The following is a 23,256-nucleotide window of genomic DNA, read 5'->3' as shown; positions in this document are numbered from 1 at the left end:
GTAATACTCATTATCTATTTAGTTTTGAATGGTAGTAGCTTGAGTATTGTGTAGATAAGTAAGTCAGAAGGTGTTTATTTTAAGTAGACTATTCTTAAGTCGACAGTTTTAAGTCAATTATTTGAAAGATGAAATAAATTGTTGTAGCTTTTCATTAAAAATCATAGTCATTTCAAAGAACTCGTTGTTCTTATATTTACTATTGTTTGATGATAAAGCTATATTCTCGTTAACCGTTCGAGTCGATAATGAAGGTTTTAATACCATAGACTCTGACGTTGATGAAGATTGAATATAGAGCGTATTGACTTGTATTAAATTGCTTTTGGCAAATGTTGACCATGAAATTATTGTGATTGAAACAATCAATAATAGTGAAAATAATGTTTTCATATAGTTCTCCCGCCAATTTAGAAATTTAAAGATACATTATAACTATATTTTTTTACAAAGGTAAATACTATATTAATAAGGTAAGCGGTATATTTAGTAGGATAAAGTGTTTTAATCGCTAAGATCAGAATATTTATGCTACTTCGTTCCTATTAATTCGTGTCGTATTGTTGATATCGATAATAGCCAGAGTTTTACTTCTGGCTATTATTACTTAACGCATTAACAAATTAACTACTTCATACTTGCCTTCTTATCTAGCCTAAACTGGTGTAATAATGGCTCAGTGTAACCGCTTGGTTGTTCAGCACCTTGGAAAACGAGTGCTGAAGCTGCTTTAAAAGCAATACTATTTGTAAAGTCAGTACTCATTGACTGATAGCTTGGATCCCCTGCATTTTGACTATCAACAATCTTTGCCATTTTTTCTAAGCTTGCTTGTACTTGTTCTGGCGTGCAAATTTTGTGGTAAAGCCAGTTAGCTATATGTTGACTAGAGATACGTAACGTTGCTCTGTCTTCCATTAAACCAACATCATTAATATCTGGTACTTTAGAGCAGCCAATACCTTGGTCTATCCAACGCACTACATAACCTAATATGCCTTGGGCATTATTATCTAGCTCTTCAGTAATCTCATCAATGCTCCAGTTAGTATCTTGTGCTAATGGAATTGTTAAAATGTCATCTAAATTAGCACTTTCACGTTGCATTAAATCTTTTTGTAGCGAGAATACATCTATACGGTGGTAATGTAGTGCATGTAATGTAGCTGCTGTTGGTGAAGGCACCCAAGCAGTATTTGCACCAGCTTCTACATGGTTAATCTTAGTGGCGACCATATTAGCCATTTGATCAGGTATTGGCCACATACCTTTACCTATTTGAGCTTTTTGGCTAAAACCACAGGCTAACCCAACATCTACATTATTATTCTCATAAGCGCCTATCCAGGGTGTTAATTTTATATCGGCTTTACGTGCCATAGGACCTGCAGCCATAGATGTGTGAATTTCATCACCTGTTCTATCTAAAAATCCAGTGTTGATAAATACCACTCGTTCTTTAGCTGCATGGATACAGTTTTTTAAATTGACACTTGTACGTCTTTCTTCATCCATAATACCCATTTTTATGGTATTTGGCGGTAATAATAGCGCTTTTTCTACACGAGAAAATAATGTATTGGCAAATTGTACTTCTTCAGGACCGTGCATCTTAGGCTTAACTATGTAAATAGAGCCTTCATTACTATTACTTAATGAGCCATTACCTTTAATGTCATGTAAAGCGATTAATGACGTAATCATAGCATCTAAGATACCTTCAGGTACTTCATTACCTTGTGCATCTATAATGGCGTTATTTGTCATTAAATGCCCAACATTACGTACAAACATTAAGCTACGCCCTTTAAGTGTGATTGTATCACCCGATAGCGATTGATATTGTCTATCGCTATTCATTTTTCGTGTAAATGATTGACCACCTTTAGTAATGTTTTCCGTTAAATTGCCCTTCATTAAACCAAGCCAATTTCGATAAGCAATGACTTTATCTTCGCCATCTACTGCTGCAACTGAGTCTTCACAATCCATAATTGTTGTTAAGGCTGACTCAATAATCACGTCGCTTAATGTTGAAGGATCTGCTTTACCGATTTCACTGTTAGCATCAAAAACTAACTCAAGGTGTAAGTTATTATGCTTAAATACTAAGGTACTTGGCTTACTGATACTGCCAGTAAAGCCAATAAATGCATCATTATTTTGTAATGAGCTTTGTTGACCATTACTTAAGCTAACCATTAATTGTTGTTCATTTAAGTGGTAAGCAACGACATCTTTATGGCTGCCATCAATTAGCGGAATTGCTTGATCTAAGAAATCTTTAGCGTAACTAATTACTTTAGCGCCGCGAACAGGGTTATATGCCCCCGCTTTTTCTGCGCCATTATCGTTACTAATTACATCGGTACCATATAAAGCATCATATAAGCTGCCCCAACGTGCATTTACTGCATTTAAAGCAAAACGAGCATTCATTATTGGTACAACAAGTTGTGGCCCTGCAATTGTAGCAAGCTCAGCATCAACATTTTCTGTAGTGATAGAAAAATCTTCAACAACAGGAGCTAAATAACCAATGTCAGTTAAAAACTGTTTGTAATTTACAAAGTTAAATTTTTCGCCAACGTTATCTTGATGCCAACGGTCAATTTTTTCTTGTAATGCTTCACGCTTAACCAGTAATTTTTTATTGTCACCAGACAAGTCATTAATAATTTGAGCAAAATCTTGCCAAAACTGTGTTGAAGATACTCCTGTATCTGGTAAAGCTTCATGTTCAATAAAATCAAATAATTCTTGATTTATTGTTAAGCCTGATAATTTTACGTTTTGAGTCATGTTTTCCTCGCTTATTCTGGTGACATTTAATCTGTTTAGGTGGTGTTAGTAACATTGAGTTTAATCACTCTATCCTATTGTTAATAGCATGGACTAGCAAACACAGTGTTATTATAACTATTATTCATTTTGTGAATGTATTTTTATTTATTTTTCAAATCTATTTATAGTGATTTTTACATTTAAAAAAGTGGTAACAATAAAGGAACCATTATCGGTATTATTAAGGCGGTTAATAATGCAGATATGATTAATGCTACTGAGCTATATGCACCTTGATTAAGGTTGTTTTTTGAGAGAATAATACTGCCAATAACATGACTACCAGTACCAATAGCCAGCCCTATAGCAATATCGCTTCGTATGTTAATAAATTTTAGCCAAATAGGACCTAAAATAGCACCTGAGAAACCTGCGATCATAATAGCAAAAGCGGTGATAGAGCTATCACCTTGCAAGCGCTCTGTTAAGGTTATCCCTATGGGAGTAGTTACTGATTTTAATGATAGCGCAATAGCAATTTCAGTGTGATGAATTAATAACATAGTTAAGGAAAAGCTAATAATCATCACAATACATATACCTAATGCAAGTATTGCAATGAGCTCTTTCCAATAGCGTTTTATATGCTGAAGTTGCTGATATAAAGGGAAGCCTAAAGCAACAGTAGCCGGCTCTAATAAGGCGTTTAATACTTGTGTAGATTCGCGATAACTTGGGTAATCAATATTATTAACTAGTAAGTAGGGTATGATGAAAACAGTAGAGAATAGCATTGGGTTTAACCAAATTAACTGCCATTTTTGCTGAGCCCAAGAAACACTTTGATATAGCGCTAAAGTCATTAAGGTGAGCATTAACGAATCGACTAGATTTATGTTTTCAAATAACATATCAATAATCCTCTGCATCTACAGCTGGTTTTGATCTTTTTGTTAAATATTTTTCAGCTAAAATGCCAACAAAGGTTATTAATATAAATGTAGTGACAAGAATAATTGCGACTATCGAATAACCATGTCGTTGAAATAGTTCAAAATGATTAATTACTCCTACCGCTGCAGGAATAAAGCAAATCCCCATATGCTTTATTCCCCATTGGTTTGCTTGTTGAACTTTATCTGGGTTAAACCAACCTAACTGTAATAATAAGCAATACATTATCATGCCGTATAAACTTGCTGGTAAACCGCCGATAACACTGTAAAGCATTCTGCCAGATATTAAGCAAATGCTAATAGCCATTATGGTATAAATAATATTTTTCATTCTAACTCAATTAACTAGAAAGTTTTTATAGGTTTATTTCAACATTGTTAACTCAGAGCTGGTTACCTCAGTAAGCTTTGAGTTAACAAATAGATTTACTCTACATTTGCACTAACCTAGCAGCTTCTATTACCAAGTGTCTGAACCAGATATGGCTTGCATCATGATGAAGTAAAGGGCTCCATATCATTTTCAATTCCATATCAGGGATTTCAAATGGTGGTTTAACAATAATATAATTAGCATCGCTTTTATGTAACATAGCGGCTTTTGTTGGTAAGGTAGCAATTAAGTTATCTTCAAAAGCAAGTTGCATGGCAACATGGTAGTTTCGAGTGAATACTTTTATGTCACGTTTCTTTCCTAACCTTGCTAATGATTCATCAACCCAGCCAAGTTTTTGTACGTCGTTTGGATTCATTCCAACCCCAACACCAAAACCAGTTTTTGATACCCAAACATGTTTTGCTGCTAAGTAGGAATTCAAATTGAATTTAGTAACAATAGGATTCTCAGCACTTACTAAGCAAGAAAAGGAATCACGCCATATCGACTTTTGATGAAAAGACTGAGGTAGTTCATCGAAACGGTTTATTGCCATATCAATTTTACCGGCTTCAACATCATGAAAGGTAACATCACTAGGTGTCATAATATCAATAGTGACATTAGGTGCTACTTTATTAAGAAGCTTTAGTAATTTAGGTAATAGAGTAGAGGCTGCATAGTCACTGGCCATGATACGAAATACACGGGTACTATGCTGCTCATTAAACTCTTCTTCGCCTTGTAACGTTTTTTCTAATTCAAGTAATATCTTTCTAATCGCTGGCGCTAGCGCTCTTGCTCTTTCAGTTGGAGACATTCCATCAGAAGTACGTACTAGTATAGGATCATTGAATAGCGTTCTTAACCTTTTTAAGCCGTTACTCATTGCAGGTTGAGTAATATTAAGTTGACCGGCAGCGCGAGTTACATTCTTTTCTCTAAGTAGTACGTCTAAATAAATTAGTAAGTTTAAATCAATTTTAGAAATATTCATCAGTTTGATAGCTCTCTCGTGATTCATAATTTAAATGAATATAAGCTAATTTTTAGTCTTGTTCAATAATAAATCGTGATTATTTCATATAAAAGTCATAAAACGTAATATTCAATAAGCTTTAACTCATTGTATTTTATTGGTTTGATTTTATTGATGTAGAATTTGAATGTTGTATTTTTTGTGTGAATGGTGGTAATAGTAATTATATATTTCATAAATAGTGGATGGTTGGTTATTATTTTTGTTGTCCGGTGTGGTTGCTTTCATAGCAAGTTACACTAACCTAATTTTAGTTATATAACTTAGATTCATGTAAATAAGACCATTGGAGAATATTATGTCTAATTATCAAAGTGCAATTGAAGCAGTTAAAGCAATAAAAGAAAAAGCAGGTTCATCTTGGGATCCTATTAATCCTGAATCAGTAGCTCGTATGAGAACACAAAACAGATTTAAAACTGGTTTAGAGATTGCTCAGTATACTGCAGATATCATGCGTGCTGATATGGCTGCATTTGATGCAGACAAGACTAAATACACACAATCATTAGGTTGCTGGCATGGTTTTGTTGGTCAACAAAAAATGATTTCTATCAAGAAACATTTTGATGGCAAAACAGATCGTCGTTATTTATACCTTTCTGGTTGGATGGTTGCTGCACTTCGTAGTGAATTTGGTCCGCTTCCAGATCAATCTATGCATGAAAAAACGTCAGTAGCTTCTTTAGTTGAAGAGCTTTATACATTCTTACGTCAAGCTGATGCTCGTGAATTAGGTGGTCTTTTCCGTGAGTTAGATGCAGCAACATCAGAAAGTGAAAAAGCAGCTATTCAAGACAAAATTGATAACCATGTAACACATGTTGTACCAATTGTTGCTGATATTGATGCTGGTTTTGGTAATGCGGAAGCGACTTATTTAATGGCTAAGCAAATGATTGAAGCTGGCGCTTGTGCACTTCAAATTGAGAACCAAGTAGCGGATGAAAAGCAATGTGGTCACCAAGATGGTAAAGTTACTGTACCTCATGCTGACTTCCACGCGAAAATTCGTGCCTTACGTCATGCTTTCTTAGAGCTAGGTATCGATAACGGTATAATCGTTGCTCGTACTGACTCAGAAGGTGCGGGTCTTACTAAAGAAATTGCTGTTGTTAAAGAGCCAGGTGATTCAGGTGATATTTATAACTCTTTCTTAGATGTTGAAGAAATCGATGTAGCTGATATGGCTGAAGGTGATGTTTGCTTTAACCGTGATGGTAAATTAGTTCGACCTAAGCGTTTACCTTCTGGTTTATATCAATTCCGTCCTGGTACAGGCCATGAACGTTGTGTATTCGATTGTATTGGTGCACTTAATGCAGGTGCTGATTTACTTTGGATTGAAACGGCAGTACCTACTGTACACGAAATTGCGGGAATGATGGATGACGTTCGTAAAGTTCATCCAGATGCGAAACTTGTATATAATAACTCGCCATCTTTTAACTGGACGCTTAACTTCCGTCAACAGACTTACGATACAATGGTTGAAGAAGGTAAAGACGTTTCTGCTTATGATCGTGCTAACTTAATGAGTGCGGAATATGATAATACTGAACTATCAGCTATCGCTGATGAACGTACTCGTACTTTCCAAGCTGATACAGCACGTGAAGCGAATGTTTTCCATCACTTAATCACGTTACCTACTTACCATACAACGGCATTATCTGTAGATAACTTAGCCAAAGAGTACTTCGGTGAGCAAGGTATGCTAGGTTATGTTAAAAACGTTCAACGTGAAGAGATTCGCCAAGGTATTGCCTGTGTTAAACATCAAAACATGTCTGGTTCTGATATGGGTGATGACCATAAAGAATACTTTGCTGGTGAGAATGCACTTAAAGCCGGTGGTGCGAAAAATACATCTAACCAATTTAACTAATCACTAATATGTTAATTCTAAAAAAGCGATCTTCGGGTCGTTTTTTTGTGCCTGTAATTTAGGTACTGCCATGATAGCAGGCGTAATACTAGGATATTGTCTGGTGATTGCTGATAATACCAGTTTCATTAATTAAGTAAACAATTTTACAGGTAGAAAAAATGGCCAAATACAAAGTATTTATTTCAATAACTAGTTGTTACAATTACTAAAAACACCTATTAGTTGTTTATAGTTAAATTGATTAACTTATTCATACGTATTTATGAAAAGGATAGAGTGGGAGAGGGGATATGAGAATTTTAACGAGTTAGTATTATATAGTTACTATTGTTTGATTCTGTAAACAATAGTAACTATAGAAATGAAGTGTTAACTTACTAAAACCATATAGTGGTTAGAAGTTGTAAATTAACGTCATTGATGTTTCAGTGTTTGTTTTTTCAAACTCAGGTTGAACTTCACTGTCATAATCAACGCGAATAGCAAATTTCAATTGTAGTGCATCAATTAGCTGAGCAGTAATAGAGCTTTCAGATTTATAAACACTATTTTCACCCGATTCTGTTGCTTGTCTAGCAACAAAATATTGCTTAAATTGAACATGTTCATTGAATTTATGTGTGTAAAGCGCTTGTGCTTGAATAATAAAGTTAGTGTTGCTCTCTGAGGCTTGTGTATCTGTTGCACGAGTTACATCATATTTTATACCTGGACCAATATCAGCAAAAAATGATGAGGTTTTGTTTTCAAACCAATGACGACCCCAACCAGCAGAAAAAGAGCCTTGTGACTCATAACCACTAAATTTATCTTGTTGATATGCAAGGTTTCCGTAAAGGTAGTTTTTACCTTCTTCACCAATGGTGTAATTAGTTTGACCTAAAACATCCCATTTATTATCAGTAGTTTCAAATTCTTCATTACCTTCATCATCTTCTGTTTCAATTTTTTTAGCTAGAATATTGAAGGCAAGTGTAGAGCGCCATTTATCTTGCTCGTAACCAAGGTTAAAAGCGGCTTTAACATCAGCGCTTTTAGTATTACCTGTTTTATATAAAAAACCTAATTCAGCTGATGCTGTATAAGGTGATTTTGCTTCAGCTGCATCTTCTGCCGCTGCTGTGTATGACAGTAGTGGTAATATACATAGGGTTGAAAGTGCTAATTTATGATTCATTGCTGTTTCCTTTTCAAAGTTGAGTCATTCTTGCGGATATAAAAACCGCTTTTAATTATGTGTTAATTTGTTTGATTTTTTATAATATTAAAAACTATAGACGAGTGTGGCAGCTGTTTGAGTATCAAAATTCTTTTGCTCTTCATCTACCTTGGTGTTGTAGCCTAAGGTAACTGTGAATTTTAATTGCAGCGTAGAAATTAGTTTTGTTGTGATTATTGTCTCTGACTTATAAATACTGTTTTCATCGGTATCAAGTGCTTGTTTAGCACTTAAATATTCTTTAAATTCAATATGATCGCCAATTTTTCTTATATATAACGCTTGAAGTTGAACGATAAAAGTATCTGCCGTTAATTGCTCATCGGTATCAGTTTCTTTGTATAAATCGCGTTTATAGCCAGGGCCTATATCTCCCCAAAGAGAAGCCTCGTTACTTCTATACCAGTGACGTCCCCAGCCAGTTGATATCGAGCTTTGATAATCAAAGCTACTGAATTCATTCTCTTCATACCAAATGTTGCCATAGACATAATTTTGTTCTTTATTATCTAAGTTATAGTTTGTTTGTGAAGATACAGTCCATTTGTGATCGGTCGTTTCAAAGTGTGTATCACCATCATCATAGACAACATCTGCCTTTTTTAATAATAAGTCGATATTTAATAAACTTAACCAGGCGCTTTTTTCAAAACGAAAATCTAAGCCTGTTTTTACATCACCACTATTAGTATTTCCCGTTTTGTAGAGGAAGCCAAGTTCAATTGAGCCAGTAAAAATTGGCGGCGTTCTAATGTTGGTAGTGGTATCAGGAGTTTCTAGACTAAATAAAATGTCAGCTGCTGTTGCACTTGATGTGTCAGGATTTGTTTTTTGAAAATTACTTCCTTGTGCATAAGTACTAACAGATAAATACAAAAATGATATCACAATGAGTAAACGAGGCATGTTAAGATCTTTTTTAGTTTGAAATATTATATCTAAGTCGTATGAAGCATCTTAGAACCAATTAAAAGTAGATTTATAAGCAAACATGTAGACGGGTATAACTGCGGCTAGAGCTAAATCAAAACTTTAAAAGAGTTCATTATAAAGCAGTTTTGATTATTTTAAAGTAGGATTTGATGTTTAATAGCAATTTGATTGAGTTTATTGTTAATAGGTTAGTCAATTAACGCTCTTGTCATCAGGTAAGTGATTTTTATAATAAGCATGATGTTTATGATTAACTATTTGAATAAATTAATTTTGTAGGTAAAAAAGGGCCAAAACCCTTTAAATAAATGATTTATTAGCCTAGAACCTCATTATTATAAATTCTAGGCTAATTTGTCTTACTTGATTATTGCGTTTAACTTACCAGCTTGGTATAAATCAAACATGCTATCAAGGCTGATAGGTTTTATTTTACTTGCATTACCGGCTGTATTAAATGCTTCATAACGAGCAACACAGATATCAGACATTGCTTTGGTTGTTTCGGCTAAAAATTTACGTGGATCAAATTCACTTGGGTTATGTGCTAAAAAGCGTCGAGTTGCGCCCGTTGAGGCTAATCGTAAATCAGTATCTATATTAACTTTACGTACGCCGTTTTTAATACCTTCTTGAATTTGTTCAACAGGTACGCCATAAGTTTCCGGAATATTACCGCCATATTCATTAATTATAGCTAACCATTCTTGTGGTACAGAAGATGAGCCATGCATTACTAAATGTGTATTAGGAATACGGGTATGAATAGCTTTGATGCGATCAATTGCTAGAATGTCACCTGTGGGGGGGCGAGTAAATTTGTATGCACCATGTGATGTACCGCAGGCGATAGCTAAAGCATCGACTTGCGTTTTTTGCACAAAATCAGCCGCTTCTTCAGGATCTGTTAACATTTGTTCAAGGGTTAACTTACCTACTGCACCAATGCCATCTTCTTCACCAGCTTCACCGGTTTCTAATGAACCTAAACAACCTAGTTCACCTTCAACAGAGACACCACAAGCATGTGCCATTTCAACAGTTCTACGTGTTACATCAATATTATATTCATAACTGCTTGGTGTTTTACCGTCATCCATTAAAGAGCCATCCATCATTACGGATGAAAAACCTAATTGAATAGAACGTTGGCAAACACTCGGCGATGTTCCATGATCTTGATGCATTACTACTGGAATATGAGGAAACTCTTCAATAGCAGCTAAAATTAAGTGTCGTAAAAAGGGGGCTCCAGCATATTTGCGTGCGCCTGCTGATCCTTGAAGAATTACAGGGCTATCCGTTTTGTCTGCTGCAATCATGATTGCGCGCACTTGCTCTAAATTATTTACATTAAACGCAGGAATGCCATAGTTGAATTCAGCTGCATGATCTAGCATTTGACGCATTGAAATTAAAGCCATTGATTACTCCTAATATTAGCCAATTAAATTTTTGAATGTGAAGGTGTTTTTTTTCTGTTTATGAATCATTATTTTTATAACAAACAGTGTTTATCAATAAATTATAACAGTATTTATACTGTTCAGGCAGTAAAAGTTGTTGTTTTGATGGTTTGACTGAAAATACGGGGTTGATGCTAGAAATTTACTAGAAAAGTAGTTGAAAAATAAGTGATATTAGCTGATTGTTATTAATATGTATGAAAGTTAACCATACCGTTAGATAGGGTTAACTTACTTGGACTTATGAAGAGTTATATTAGGTTTTTGAAGCGTTATAAATACTTTCTATGGCGGTATTTAATATTGCTGTAAATTCTTCTTCTGATTGCTTAGCACTAAGGCCTTGCGTTAACGCACGAGAAAAGCTTGCGATCATTTTAGGATTAGCGGCAACTTTCTTATTGGCTTGTTCTCGATCATAACCACCTGATAATGCAACTACTTTAATGGTGTTTTTATGGTTAATACAGCTATCATAAAAATTGTCGGTGTTAGGTAATGTTAATTTGAGCATGACTTTTTTATCGTCAGGTAACTTATCTAGTTGGTTAAGTAATGCTGATTTAAGTAACGCTTCGGCTGATGATTTTTCAGGGCTGTTAATATCAATTTCAGGCTCTATTATTGGAGTTAGCCCTTTTGCTAATATTTGTTTTGCAATCTCAAACTGTTGGGCAACAACATCATTAATGCCTTGTTGGTTAGCTAATTTAATAACAGAGCGCATTTTTGTTCCAAACACCCCTTGAGAAACCGCTTTATCCAGTAATGAATCTAGCTCTGGCATGGCTTTCATTAACTGCACATCATTTTTCTCTTCACAAAGTCCTTTATCTACTTTTAGAAAAGGAACAACTTGTTTTTCTTCCCACAAGTATTGCGCTGAAGGTTTACCTGAAAACTCTCTATCTAACGTATTTTCGAATAATATAGCGCCCAAAATACGTGTGCCGGTAAAAGCAGGGTTAGTGACGATACGAGTGCGCATTTTATGCACTAAGTCATACATTTGTTCATCATTAGAGAATTCATTTTCCTCTATGCCGTATAAAGCTAAAGCTTTTGGTGTACTACCGCCACTTTGATCAAGCGCGGCGATAAATCCATGTTCTGTGATAACCTTTGTAAGCATTGATGCCATACTTGAAGCATTTAAAGCCATATAATTCTCCTTCAGGTTTGAGCTTCATTTTGCTTTAAGCTCTGTTAGTTGGGGTGCGTTAACTTACTCATTTTTTGTATAGACTGTTGAGTATAGTTGATTGTATTCATTCTTTAAAAATTAGGCTTAATTGTTAAAGAATGAATACAAGTAGCAAACTTCACTGTAAATAAACTGTGTGGAAGTTCGCTACTTGAAAATGTCTATTGCTCTTTAGCTCTTTGTTCTAGAATTTCTACAGCTGGTAATTTTTTGCCTTCTAAAAACTCTAAAAAGGCACCTCCACCAGTAGAAATATAAGAAACTCTATCTTTAATATTATATTTATCTACAGCGGCTAATGTGTCACCGCCACCTGCAATTGAAAAAGCAAAGCTATCAGCTATCGCGTTAGAAATAACTTCTGTACCTTTAGCAAATGCATCAATTTCAAATACGCCAACAGGACCATTCCATAAAATAGTACCAGCTGTTTTTATTATTTCAGCAACTTTAGCTGAAGTTGCTGGGCCGTAATCGATAATATCATCTTGTGCATCAACGTCTGATGATGATTTTATTTCTGTTACTGAATCATGCTTCCAATCGCTAAAACCATCACGAGTAACGGTTACATCATCAGCAAATACAATTTCTGTTTGCTTACAAAGGCGTTGAGCCTCAGGAATTAAGTCAGGTTCATATAGTGATTTACCTACTTCTTTGCCCGCAGCAGCAACAAATGTATTTGAAATACCGCCACCAACAACTATTGTGTCGGCGATTTTTGATAACGCATCTAAGACAGTTAATTTAGTTGATACTTTTGAACCACCTACAATCGCAACCAATGGGCGAGCAGGGTTGTCAATAGCTTTAGCTAAGGCAGCTAATTCATTAACTAATAATGGACCTCCACAAGCAATAGGAGCATATTTAGCAACACCATGAGTACTTGCTTGCGCGCGATGTGCTGTACCAAAAGCATCCATTACAAATACATCACAAAGGTTTGCTAATTGTTTAGCGAGAACGTCATCATTTTCTTTTTCGCCTTTATTAAAACGAACATTTTCAAAAATAACAAGTTCTCCTGATGCTACATCAACGCCTGATAAATAATCTTTTACCAAGCGCACAGGGTAGTTAATAGCACCAGCTAAATAATCAGCAACAGGTTTAAGTGAGTATTTATCTTCAAACTCTCCTTCAGTAGGTCGGCCAAGGTGTGACATAACCATCACTTTAGCGCCTGCCTCTAAGGCCTGAATTATTGTTGGTAATGCGGCTTGTAAACGAGCATCAGAGGTAATTACTCCATCTTGAACCGGCACGTTCAAATCTTCACGTATTAAAACGCGTTTATCTGTAAGTTCCACATCTGCCATTTTGATAATTGTCATTTCTACTCCAAATAAATAATAATCTTGTTAACTAACACAAGTTAGTCGTTCTCTAATAAGTCTGTTGTTTTCAATGAAAATTCTGCAAGTAAATCGTGAATGAATCGATTTAATTCTCCTGCCATTAGTGAAAAGTCTGCGTCAAGCTTAGCAACAATATCATCGCTGTCGATATCGTCATTTTGTTCTTGAATCACGTCAAAAAACTTTATACGTTTAATAGATAAATCATCACAAAGTATAAATGATAATGATTCATCCCATTCAAGAGCCACTTTTACCATATATTTATCAGCATCTAAGTGAGACTTTATTTCGTCGCTGTCTAAATCTTGATTTTTTACTCTGATGACAGCACCATCGTCACCTAGTGCATTAAATTCAGCTTCCATACCTAATTGAAACTTAGGGCCTAAATCTTTTTTTACCAACCAATCTGTCATTGTTTCGTCAGCTTGGACGTCCGGCTCTAATGTAGTGACAGGTAGTGTGCCTAATACTTTACGGAGTAAGGCAAGTAAATCTTCTGCTTTACCGCGAGCACTTGCATTAATAACGATAATGTTATCTTTAGGGCTAATGTAGGCGTGAGTATCTGAAATACGAGAAAAAGCGCGAGGTAATAATTCGAAAACAATATCTTCTTTAAATTGTTCTTTTTCTTTTTTTGTTGCCCCGCGACCTTGCTCCTGCTCAAGCAAAGCGACTTTTTCTTCTATCATATCTTTGATCACAGGGGCAGGTAATATCTTTTCTTCTTTTCGTGCACATATTAAAAAATTTCCATTCGCGCTATGTACACTGGTATCACCATGTTTTCCTAAGGCATTCACCCAGCCAAAGTGTGATACTTCTGTTGAGCCACAAGGAGTGAAAAGGTGTTCACTCAGGTGTTTTTCTAAATCTTCCTCTGAATGTTCAAATGGACGAGTAAAGGCGAAAAAATATAGGTTCTTAAACCACATAAAAGGATCCTAGCTTGGGTGCTCACCTAATGTATACGGAGTGAGGCTGATTTTTAAAAAAGCCATATTACCTGAAAAAAAGCAGTGGATCATTAGCATTCAATAAAACTTATGTCTAAGCAAGTTTAAAAATTATATTTTCACTGGCAGCTAAGTGAGGTAAGTGTCGGTTAGGTACGCATATCTGGTATTTCTATATGGTAACTCAGGCCTTTATTTATTTCACTATGCGCGGTAATTGTGCCATTTAAGGTATCTGTTACTAAGTTTTTAATAATATGAGTTCCTAATCCTGTTCCGCCTTTATTCGATTTTGTTGTATAAAATGCATCAAATAATTTTTCCTTGGTTTCTTCGCTAAGTCCATGCCCATTATCTTTATAGTCAATTAGTAATTTATGATGATAATACTTCACATCAATAGTTATTTGTCCGCGGTTGATTTGCTCAAAACCATGAATGATAGAGTTAATTATTAAGTTGATTAGTATTTGGGCAATAGCGCCAGGATGGCTACATATGTCAATATTCTCATCACAATCTACTTTAATGGAATGATTCGTTTTCTTCAATTTAGGGTGTATAGATTGGATAATTTCATCAATATAATTAGAAACATTTATTAAACGAATTTTGTCTCTCGTTTGATCGGTAGCTATATGTTTAAAGCTTGTGACTAATTCAGAGGCTCTATGAAGGTTGTTATTTAATAGTTTGGTACTATTTAAAGCATTTTGGATAAAGCTTTCGATACTTTTTCTTGATATTTTGTTTTCATCTAGGCTCTGTTGTAAATGAGATATTTGCTCAGATAAGTAACTTGAAGAGGTAATACTAATACCAATAGGTGTGATTACTTCATGAGATATTTCGGCGGAAAGCTCACCAAGTGATGCCATTTTCTCCGCTTCTAATAATCTTTCTTTAGCTTTATTTAATTCTTTAATTGAATGAATTAAATCTTTATTCGTGGTTGTTAGTGTTTTTTCTGTTTTGCTGTGACGTAGATTTTCTTCTTGTAAGGTTTTCTTTTGCTCTCGTAACTCTTTTTGCTGCACTTCCATTTTTAGCATAGTGCTGCTTAATGAAGATGTTTTTCTGGCAACTTCTTGTTCAAGTAAAAGATTGTTTTCGTCAATTTGTTCTTTAGCTTTATCTGTTTCTAATTGGGATTGTGCTAACTTCTCTTTGAACTCTACTAGTTCATTGATTAAATTGTTGTAGGCATCCTCAAGCACATTTAATTCATTTTTTTCATAATTCATAGAATGAAGTTTAGAGGCTTCAGGATCATCTAAGTCTATCTGGCTAATTTGTCGTGTTAACTCTTTCAGCGGCGTGGTTAATAGCTTATTAAAGGCCAAGGTGAATAGAAATACTAGAAATGCCGTTTTAACAATAGCATTACCAATAAGAAAATAGAGGCCAACTTCAATTCGGCTAAATATTACAGCGTTGCTAGATAATAAGGTAACACGGCCTACAGAGGTTGTTCGGCCGGAAAATTCGAACACAAGAGGAAATGAGTGACCAAATAAGCCTTCGGTAACCGAACTTATGCCTTCAGAGGCATCATCTAATGCCATATTACGAATACTGGATTTTTCAGGAGAAATAACTTCGCCTAACTGGGTAATTATATTGTTTGATTCATCAGTAACTGTAATCCCTTTAATCATAGGAATGGCAACAAGCCCTTCTGAAATATCAATGACTTGTTGATTGTTTAATTCCCAAACGGCTCGGGTCAAGCTACCACTAATGGTTTTCTCTAAGGTAAGCAGCTCACTATTGATATGATTTTTAGTGTTAAAATACTCGGCAATAATTTGAATGCCTGTAACACCCACTGTTAATATAAAGTAAAAGGAGAGCACTCTGGTTAGCAATTTTCGAGATAGGCTCTTAACTTTCATATAATTTTATTTCATTTGTTAGATTGTCATATTAATGACTTTAACGACTTTTATTGAAAGGATAAAGTTTTTTACATAAATATTATGAATTTGGTTGAAGTTACCGAGGTTATCTAAATTAGGTTAGTGAATTATCTTGTCATATTTTTGTAATATAAAGTGATTGTGGCCTTATAATGTCATATTATGTAATAAAAATGATAGATATATAGCCTAAAAAGACAGGAATCTTTTTTAGGCTGAAAAGGCATATAGATGAAATTAATAAGAAGTACCCTTGGCTTAATGTTGTGTTCAGTTGGTATCAGCTCGGCTTATGCCGCTAATGTTGATATTTATGGTCGAGCAAATGTCTCAGTACAATCTTCTGATGATGGTGAAGGCCGCTATAGCGAACTTAAAAGTAATGCTTCTCGTATAGGTTTTAAAGGTAGTCATGATTTGAATGACGACCTAGAAGTTGTCTATCAAGCTGAGTTTCAGATAGATATTGATGGTGATGCCGATGATACTTTTACTGCACGTAATCAGTTTATCGGTTTAAAAGGCTCTTTTGGTGAAGTGTTACTTGGTAAAAACGATTCTATATTGAAACAATCTCAAGGTAAAACTGATTTATTTAGTGACTTAAATGGTGATATTAAAACACTTTGGGCGGGTGAAAATCGTTTGAGTGATACTGTTACTTATAAGTCCCCTAAATTTAATGGTTTCCAATTAGGTGTAACCTATATGTTGGAGGATTCAGTAGATAGTGAAGACGCACTATCTATCGGGGCTTTTTATGGTGATAAAAACCTGAAAAAATCTCAGCTATATGCAGCAATCGCTTATGACGCTGAGGTTAAAGGTTTTGATACGTTCAGAGCGACGGTACAAACTAAAATTTCAGATGTTATTGTAGGGTTGGTAATTCAAAATCAAGAGGATATTGATACCGGTGCTGAAATGGATGGCGTGATGATTTCAGCTAAATATACTATTGGTGCTTCAACGCTTAAAGGTCAATATCAGATGGCTGATTATAAAGGGAGTGAGAAGAATTCTGGCCTAACTGCTGGCATTGATTATAAGCTAGCAAGTAATACGAAACTTTATGCTTTTTATACAAGGTTTGAGCTGAAAACTGAAAATCAGGATGCTGATTATTTAGGTGTGGGTATTCAATATGACTTTTAATGTCAACTTTATATAAGATTAGCGTTGTATTTTAGAGGGCGTGTGTAAGTTATCAGGGGGATATTCTTTTAGGGAGTCATGACCGTTTGATAAGATATTAACATTATGCATGAACAGTCATTAACGGATGGATATTTACAGTAGTTTTTCATAAAAAAGTCGCATTGCGGCTTTTTTTGTTTTTTAAGTGAGTATTTAAGTAGATAAAACGTACTAAGTGGTTACTTAAGGTAAGTAATTAAGTATTTCACTTAGTTTATTGTCACAAAAGTGTCATTTTTGTTGTGCATAATAGCAACATTGAAAATTACGTGACGTAAATATATTTTAAGGTATATGTATGAGTGGTTACATTTTAGTTGTTGAAGATGAAACTCCAATCAGGGAAATGATCACCTTTGTTTTAGAACAAAATGGTTTTAACTCGGTCGAAGCTGTTGATATAAAAGAAGCGAAAGAAAAAATTGTTGAGCCATACCCTGATCTAATTTTACTTGATTGGATGTTACCTGGCGGAAGTGGTGTCAAGTTAGCTAAAGAATTAAAACAAGGAGAATATAGTCGTAATATTCCTATTATCATGCTGACCGCTCGTGCTGATGAAGATGATAAAGTGAAAGGCCTTGATGCAGGTGTTGATGACTATGTTACTAAACCTTTTTCACCTAAAGAATTGATTGCCCGTATTAAAGCCGTAATTAGACGTGTGTCTCCGACATTACTAGCTGAAAAAGTAGAGTTTCATGGTTTAAAGTTAGATCCTGTATCTCATCATGTCACTATCAATGAAGATGCCTTAGATTTGGGACCAACAGAGTTTCGATTATTGCATTTCTTTATGACTCATACAGAACGTGTTTATTCACGCGAACAACTGCTGGATAATGTCTGGGGAACCAATGTTTATGTTGAAGATAGAACCGTTGATGTTCATATCCGACGTTTAAGAAAAGCTATTTCAGGCGCGGGCCATGAAGATTTTATTCAAACTGTCCGTGGTGCAGGTTACCGCTTTTCGGGTAAAACAGTCCAAAAGTCTAAAAACTAAATATTGTTGTCAAACAATATGATTAATAACCAACATAGCAAGTATAAATAATGCAAACTCATTTAAATATTGAAGATAAGTCAGACTTTCGTTTTCACTCAGGAATAGAGGCTTTACCTGATGCAGCGCTTATCTTATCTAACGATTTATTAATTGTTTCGGGTAATAAAAAGGCACAGCGTTTACTGGGTGTTAATTTTCCTGATGACATCGGTAAGCATATTGAGCAGTTACTTATTGATCCTGTATTGTCAGAATATTTATCCCAAGATAATTTTGAATCACCTTGTTTAATTACTTCACCTATTAATGATGAACTACAACTTGAAATATCAGTAATGTCTTTTGGTGGGGAACGTGTTTTTTTAATGTCTCGTGCTATTGCTAAATATCACCGTATGAAAAAAATGCGACGCGAGTTTGTGGCTAATGTGTCTCATGAACTTAAAACGCCACTCACGGTTGTTCGTGGTTACGTTGAAATGATTCAGGAAACTGAATATGCGTTAGACTCCCATTGGCAAAAAGTATTTTGTACCATTGAGGGGCAGGTATCTCGAATGGAGCGCTTGGTTGAACAATTACTGAGCTTGTCTAAAGTAGAAAATAATCGTGATGATGATGCGATGAAGCCTGTTGATATGCCAAGCCTTATCGAAAATCTTGTTGAAGATGCAAAGTGGCTAAATCAAATAAAACAGCATGAAATTCGTACTAATATTACCCATGGTATCGGTATTTATGGTATTGAAACTGAATTGAAAAGTGCGTGTACCAATTTAATTTCTAATGCCATTGCTTATACTCAACCTCACGGCACTATTGAAATTAGTTGGCAAAAAAATGGCGATAAAATGATATTTAGCGTCAAAGATAATGGCGATGGTATTAAATCTGAACAATTAAATCGATTAACAGAACGTTTTTATCGTATTGATAAGTCTCGCTCTCGCGATACCGGAGGCTCAGGACTAGGGTTAGCAATAGTTAAACATGTATTACTTCACCATAAAGCTGAATTAGTGATTACCAGCAAATGGGGAGAGGGCAGCGAGTTCTCTATTTATTTTGATGAAAGTTCAACCCATTAGTTAGTTTAAATTTAAAGAGTAACAACTGCTTTTTAAAATACACCTTGTATATCCTGCTCAGGCGACTGAAGTCGCCCCTACAAACGCCCCTACAAAAACGTCCTACGAAGGAATTGATTATCATCACCGTAGGGGCGAATTTATTCGCCTAATAATGGGATATAACATAATACAGCGTTATTGATGTGTATTGTGAACAGGCGACTGAAGTCGCCCCTACAAACGCCCATACAAAACACGCTCTACAAACGCCCATACATTATTTTAATAACCAATCAGGAATTATATCTTGAGCAATAACTTCTTCATAACTTAAACGCGATTTAATCACTGCGAATTGTTTATCATTAACCATGATTTCAGGTGCGTTGAGGCGAGTGTTATAGGTTGAAGACATAACAGTACCATAGGCGCCACAGCTTAAAATACCAATGAGATCACCTGCTTTTGCAGTCGGTAACTCTCTATTTTTCGAGAAGGTGTCGCCAGTCTCACAAACCGGACCAACAATATCGTAATGGGAGGTTTCTGTTATAGCATTACTAATTGGTTTTATTTGATGATAAGCATCATACATACTTGGTCTAACAAGGTCATTCATACCCGCATCTAAAATTAAAAACTGGCGTTCTTCCCCTTTTTTAACATAAACAACACTTGATACAAGTACACCGGCATTACCAACAATTGATCTGCCGGGTTCAATAATAATTTTACAGCCTAAATGACCAAGGCAATGTTTAACGATAGTCGCATAAGCATTTTTGTCAGGTTCAACCTCATCTTCACTATAATCTATGCCTAAACCGCCACCAATATCAATAATAGAGATTTTATGTCCATCAGCTTTTAACACAGTAACAAATTCTGCAACCTTATTGAACGCTTCTTCGAAAGGTACTAGATCTATTAATTGAGAGCCAATATGCACATCGACACCCTGAACGATGATATTTGGTAATGAAGCAGCATAGCGATAAACCTCTCTCGCTTTAGCTATTGGAATACCAAACTTGTTTTCTGATTTTCCGGTGGTTATTTTTTCATGTGTTTTAGCACAAACATTAGGGTTTACTCTAAGTGAAATCGCAGGAGACTTATTTTTTCTAGCGGCTATTTGACTAATTAATAATAACTCAGGCTCAGACTCAACGTTAAACTGAAAAATATCATTATCTAGGGCCAAGGATATTTCAGCTTCAGTTTTAGCTACACCTGAAAAGACAATTTTATTAGCAGGTATACCGGCACTTAATGCTCTTCTTATTTCACCTTCGGAAACCACATCAGCTCCAGCACCTAAGTCGGACAGTGTTTTTAATATTGCTTGATTAGAATTTGCTTTTACCGCATAACATATCATTGTATCTAAATCGCTGAAGGCGGCTTCGTATTCTAAGTAAGCAGCCTTAATGGCAGAATAAGAATAACAATAAAAAGGTGTAGGAATGTCCTTAGCTATGGACTCTACCGACACATTTTCTATATGCATTTGATTGTCGATGTACGAAATGTGAGGTTTTATTTTCATAAATAATTCATTATTGATTTTAATATGAGAATAATATATTTCTTTTTAGGTTGGTAAGCAAGGGATACTATTATTCATTATTTTCTTCTAGTAATGAAAAGACAAAATCAACCATGTCAGTTTGTACTGATAGGTGATCTTCACCAAAACCATTATTGACTCTTTCTGCTTCCACATTGATATAACGATAGCCTTTCATTTCAGCATACACAGATAACGAACCATCGTCTTCTGATGGATCGTAAGCGACTTGTGGGTTTTGCAATACGGCATTCCATCCATGTTCTTTTGCTGCTTCAAAGTCTTTTCTATCGGTCATGAAATATAAGTCATCTTCATCATAGGAGCCATGAGATACATCAATTAAATAGTTAGCCCCGCTAGAAAATTTTTTTTGATAACGAATAATAGAGACATCACCAACACCATTTTTACCGTCATTTTCATAACCATTAGTGTTGTTATGCATAGCAACTAATGCCGTTGGTTTTTGGTTTCCGTTTAGCGCTTTGAGTACAAATTTGCTGAGATTATCCGCCAATTGCTCGGTTTTATTAACCAAGTTTTTTTGTTCAGCAATAGTTGGATTTAACTTTTTTATACTTTCTATACGTCCATGTGACGTAAAGATACGGTTGGGATCTATTTTTACTTTTGTGCCGTCAATATTTAAAGTAATAAGGCGTTTACCATCTTGCCTTAAAATAATAAACACCCCACCTTTATCAACAACTTGCTTAGCAACATATTGATTGGCAACAAACTCTGTTTCGTGTGGAGCAAAAAAGACCCAGTCTTTAGTTAAATGGGGATCACCAACAACTTCTAAATAAATATCAGATTGCTGGGGGAAAACTAGCGCTTGAGATAATACGAATAGTAAATTATGCATAAGTTATCTAGCTAACTGCTGTTTCAGTTAATATTAATCGCTTGTTGGTTGCATCAAGTTTTGCCATAGCGCCAACAGGTATTGTCGATATATCATCAATATGCCCGATCATTAGGCCTTTTAATACTGGAATATTTAAATCGCCTAAACGCTCTTTAATTACTTCTTCGATACTTAATGAGTTTCCTGTTGCGGTGCAATCGGTACATTTACCAAAAACAATACCAGCGAGCTTATCTAATCGACCAGAGATTTTTAAGTGCGTTAACATACCATCAACGCGATAGGGCGCTTCCTCGACATCTTCTAAAAATAAAATTTTATCGGTGTAATCTGGTTCAAAAGGAGTACCTATTAATTTCACCATCAAAGAAAGATTTCCGCCAATAAGTTGCCCATGTGCGACCCCTTTATTGATTAATGTTAGCCTATTGTCTTTTTCCGCTTGGCCTTCTTTTGCTTCAAAAAGAGGTGGTGTTCCAAGGTCTATATTCGCTTTGGGAGTAAATAATACATCTTTAAAACTTTTTAAGGTGTATTCAGTGAAATTTTGTTTGGCAATAGGTCCATGAAAAGTCACTAAACCGGTACGAGCATGAATTGCATTTAATAGTGCTGTTATATCACTGTATCCGATAAGTGCTTTGGGATTTTTTGCGATAAGATCATAATCTAAATAGGGCAAGATTTGAGGAGATCCGTAGCCACCTCGTAGACAAAAAATACCATCAACATTTTTGTCTTTGAACATGTTATTAACATCCCAAGCACGATTTTTATCACTACCTGCAAGATATCCTTTACGCTCAAAAATATATTTGCCCTGTTTTACTTTGAAACCAAAAGATTTAAGTACATCAATGGCGAAATGAATTTCCTCATCTTCCCATGTGTTACTGCTAGGAGTAATTAAACCTATGGTATCTCCTGCTTTTAAACGCTTAGGTTTTATTTGAGAGTGAGCATTAGCGCTAGTGTTTGATGTTGTCTTAGCGTTGCTAATATTAGGTAGCAAACTGGTAGCAATAGCAGAGCCTATTATTGCTCTTATAAAGTTTCGTCTTTGAGTCATGATTATTCCTACTTTTTTAACTTAATAATAAAATAGTATCACATAGAAAATAAATTATTACAGGATTTTTATTTTTTTTGAATTTTATATTGCTGGAAATTTAAAAAGAAGTGATTCTATTTATTTTAACTACTACAGTATTTTATTTAACTTTCTGTTTTTATACGTTTTAATTATGTGTTTTTATAGTATTAATAATTTAATTTTATAAAAAAATAAACTTATATGTGACTTTTTTATTGTTTTAACCGTTGTGGGTTTATCAGAGGATAAATTATTACTCTGAGATTTTTGTCCTACATAGACTTGATTTTATTAAAAAATTTCAAGTGGTTTATGAGTCGTTATTAAACG

At 35.0% G+C, this 23,256-nt stretch carries 19 protein-coding genes; 4 read left to right on the top strand and 15 right to left on the bottom strand.

Annotated elements, in window-relative coordinates:
• Positions 1-117 precede the first annotated feature (117 nt).
• The 5 genes from Q4503_RS11535 to Q4503_RS11515 form a co-directional block, all read right to left on the bottom strand.
• Positions 118-393 (bottom strand): hypothetical protein, encoded by a 276-nt coding sequence (locus tag Q4503_RS11535; RefSeq protein ID WP_215971292.1) that lies wholly within the window; start codon positions 391-393, stop codon positions 118-120.
• Positions 394-627: 234 nt separating this feature from the next.
• Positions 628-2,802: a malate synthase G gene (locus tag Q4503_RS11530; protein ID WP_215971291.1), complete on the bottom strand. Its 2,175-nt coding sequence runs from the start codon at positions 2,800-2,802 to the stop codon at positions 628-630.
• A gap of 182 nt (positions 2,803-2,984) precedes the next feature.
• Positions 2,985-3,695: an LrgB family protein gene (locus Q4503_RS11525; RefSeq protein WP_303602357.1), complete on the bottom strand. Its 711-nt coding sequence runs from the start codon at positions 3,693-3,695 to the stop codon at positions 2,985-2,987.
• 1 nt (position 3,696) lies between these two features.
• Complete coding sequence (locus Q4503_RS11520) at positions 3,697-4,071, bottom strand: CidA/LrgA family protein (protein WP_303602356.1); 375 nt, start codon at positions 4,069-4,071, stop codon at positions 3,697-3,699.
• 100 nt (positions 4,072-4,171) lie between these two features.
• Positions 4,172-5,113, bottom strand: a complete 942-nt coding sequence (locus Q4503_RS11515; protein WP_303602355.1) for a LysR family transcriptional regulator — start codon at positions 5,111-5,113, stop codon at positions 4,172-4,174.
• 340 nt (positions 5,114-5,453) lie between these two features.
• Between Q4503_RS11515 and Q4503_RS11510 the strand changes: the two genes are divergently transcribed.
• Entirely contained in the window at positions 5,454-7,043 is a 1,590-nt protein-coding gene (locus Q4503_RS11510) for an isocitrate lyase (RefSeq protein WP_215971287.1), read from the top strand.
• A gap of 397 nt (positions 7,044-7,440) precedes the next feature.
• On the opposite strand, the gene Q4503_RS11505 is transcribed toward Q4503_RS11510, so the two are convergent.
• From Q4503_RS11505 to Q4503_RS11475, 7 genes are all read right to left on the bottom strand, one after another.
• A complete protein-coding gene (locus tag Q4503_RS11505; protein ID WP_215971286.1) occupies positions 7,441-8,223 on the bottom strand; it encodes a YdiY family protein in 783 nt (260 codons plus the stop codon).
• Positions 8,224-8,310: 87 nt separating this feature from the next.
• Positions 8,311-9,171: a YdiY family protein gene (locus tag Q4503_RS11500; RefSeq protein ID WP_215971285.1), complete on the bottom strand. Its 861-nt coding sequence runs from the start codon at positions 9,169-9,171 to the stop codon at positions 8,311-8,313.
• A 386-nt stretch (positions 9,172-9,557) separates the two neighbouring features.
• Positions 9,558-10,622, bottom strand: a complete 1,065-nt coding sequence (gene fba, locus Q4503_RS11495; protein WP_215971284.1) for a class II fructose-bisphosphate aldolase — start codon at positions 10,620-10,622, stop codon at positions 9,558-9,560.
• A gap of 298 nt (positions 10,623-10,920) precedes the next feature.
• Complete coding sequence (locus Q4503_RS11490) at positions 10,921-11,826, bottom strand: fructose bisphosphate aldolase (RefSeq protein ID WP_252727308.1); 906 nt, start codon at positions 11,824-11,826, stop codon at positions 10,921-10,923.
• 203 nt (positions 11,827-12,029) lie between these two features.
• The gene (locus tag Q4503_RS11485; RefSeq protein WP_215971283.1) at positions 12,030-13,208 is read right to left on the bottom strand and encodes a phosphoglycerate kinase; all 1,179 of its coding nucleotides are present in this window, start codon (positions 13,206-13,208) and stop codon (positions 12,030-12,032) included.
• Between the two features lie 41 nt (positions 13,209-13,249).
• Positions 13,250-14,173, bottom strand: a complete 924-nt coding sequence (gene rdgC / locus Q4503_RS11480; RefSeq protein ID WP_215971282.1) for a recombination-associated protein RdgC — start codon at positions 14,171-14,173, stop codon at positions 13,250-13,252.
• 170 nt (positions 14,174-14,343) lie between these two features.
• Positions 14,344-16,089: an ATP-binding protein gene (locus tag Q4503_RS11475; RefSeq protein WP_303602354.1), complete on the bottom strand. Its 1,746-nt coding sequence runs from the start codon at positions 16,087-16,089 to the stop codon at positions 14,344-14,346.
• Between the two features lie 255 nt (positions 16,090-16,344).
• Here Q4503_RS11475 and Q4503_RS11470 point away from each other — a divergent pair, with 255 nt between their 5' ends.
• The 3 genes from Q4503_RS11470 to phoR all read left to right on the top strand — a co-directional run bounded on the left by Q4503_RS11470 (position 16,345) and on the right by phoR (position 19,407).
• Positions 16,345-17,268, top strand: a complete 924-nt coding sequence (locus Q4503_RS11470) for a porin (RefSeq protein WP_215971280.1) — start codon at positions 16,345-16,347, stop codon at positions 17,266-17,268.
• Positions 17,269-17,608: 340 nt separating this feature from the next.
• Positions 17,609-18,316 (top strand): phosphate regulon transcriptional regulator PhoB, encoded by a 708-nt coding sequence (gene phoB / locus Q4503_RS11465; protein WP_215971279.1) that lies wholly within the window; start codon positions 17,609-17,611, stop codon positions 18,314-18,316.
• Positions 18,317-18,366: 50 nt separating this feature from the next.
• Positions 18,367-19,407: a phosphate regulon sensor histidine kinase PhoR gene (gene phoR / locus Q4503_RS11460; protein WP_215971278.1), complete on the top strand. Its 1,041-nt coding sequence runs from the start codon at positions 18,367-18,369 to the stop codon at positions 19,405-19,407.
• Between the two features lie 259 nt (positions 19,408-19,666).
• On the opposite strand, the gene lysA is transcribed toward phoR, so the two are convergent.
• The 3 genes from lysA to Q4503_RS11445 form a co-directional block, all read right to left on the bottom strand.
• On the bottom strand, positions 19,667-20,938 hold the full coding sequence (lysA, locus tag Q4503_RS11455) for a diaminopimelate decarboxylase (protein WP_303602353.1): 1,272 nt from the start codon (positions 20,936-20,938) through the stop codon (positions 19,667-19,669).
• Positions 20,939-21,008: 70 nt separating this feature from the next.
• Positions 21,009-21,830: a hypothetical protein gene (locus tag Q4503_RS11450; RefSeq protein WP_303602352.1), complete on the bottom strand. Its 822-nt coding sequence runs from the start codon at positions 21,828-21,830 to the stop codon at positions 21,009-21,011.
• Positions 21,831-21,837: 7 nt separating this feature from the next.
• Positions 21,838-22,902 (bottom strand): LD-carboxypeptidase, encoded by a 1,065-nt coding sequence (locus Q4503_RS11445; RefSeq protein ID WP_215971275.1) that lies wholly within the window; start codon positions 22,900-22,902, stop codon positions 21,838-21,840.
• Positions 22,903-23,256 lie beyond the last annotated feature (354 nt).

Source organism: Colwellia sp. 6_MG-2023 (genome assembly GCF_030547765.1).
Lineage (GTDB): Bacteria > Pseudomonadota > Gammaproteobacteria > Enterobacterales > Alteromonadaceae > Colwellia.
Note: the sequence above shows the minus strand (reverse complement) of the source record. Positions and strands in the feature narration are given on the sequence as shown.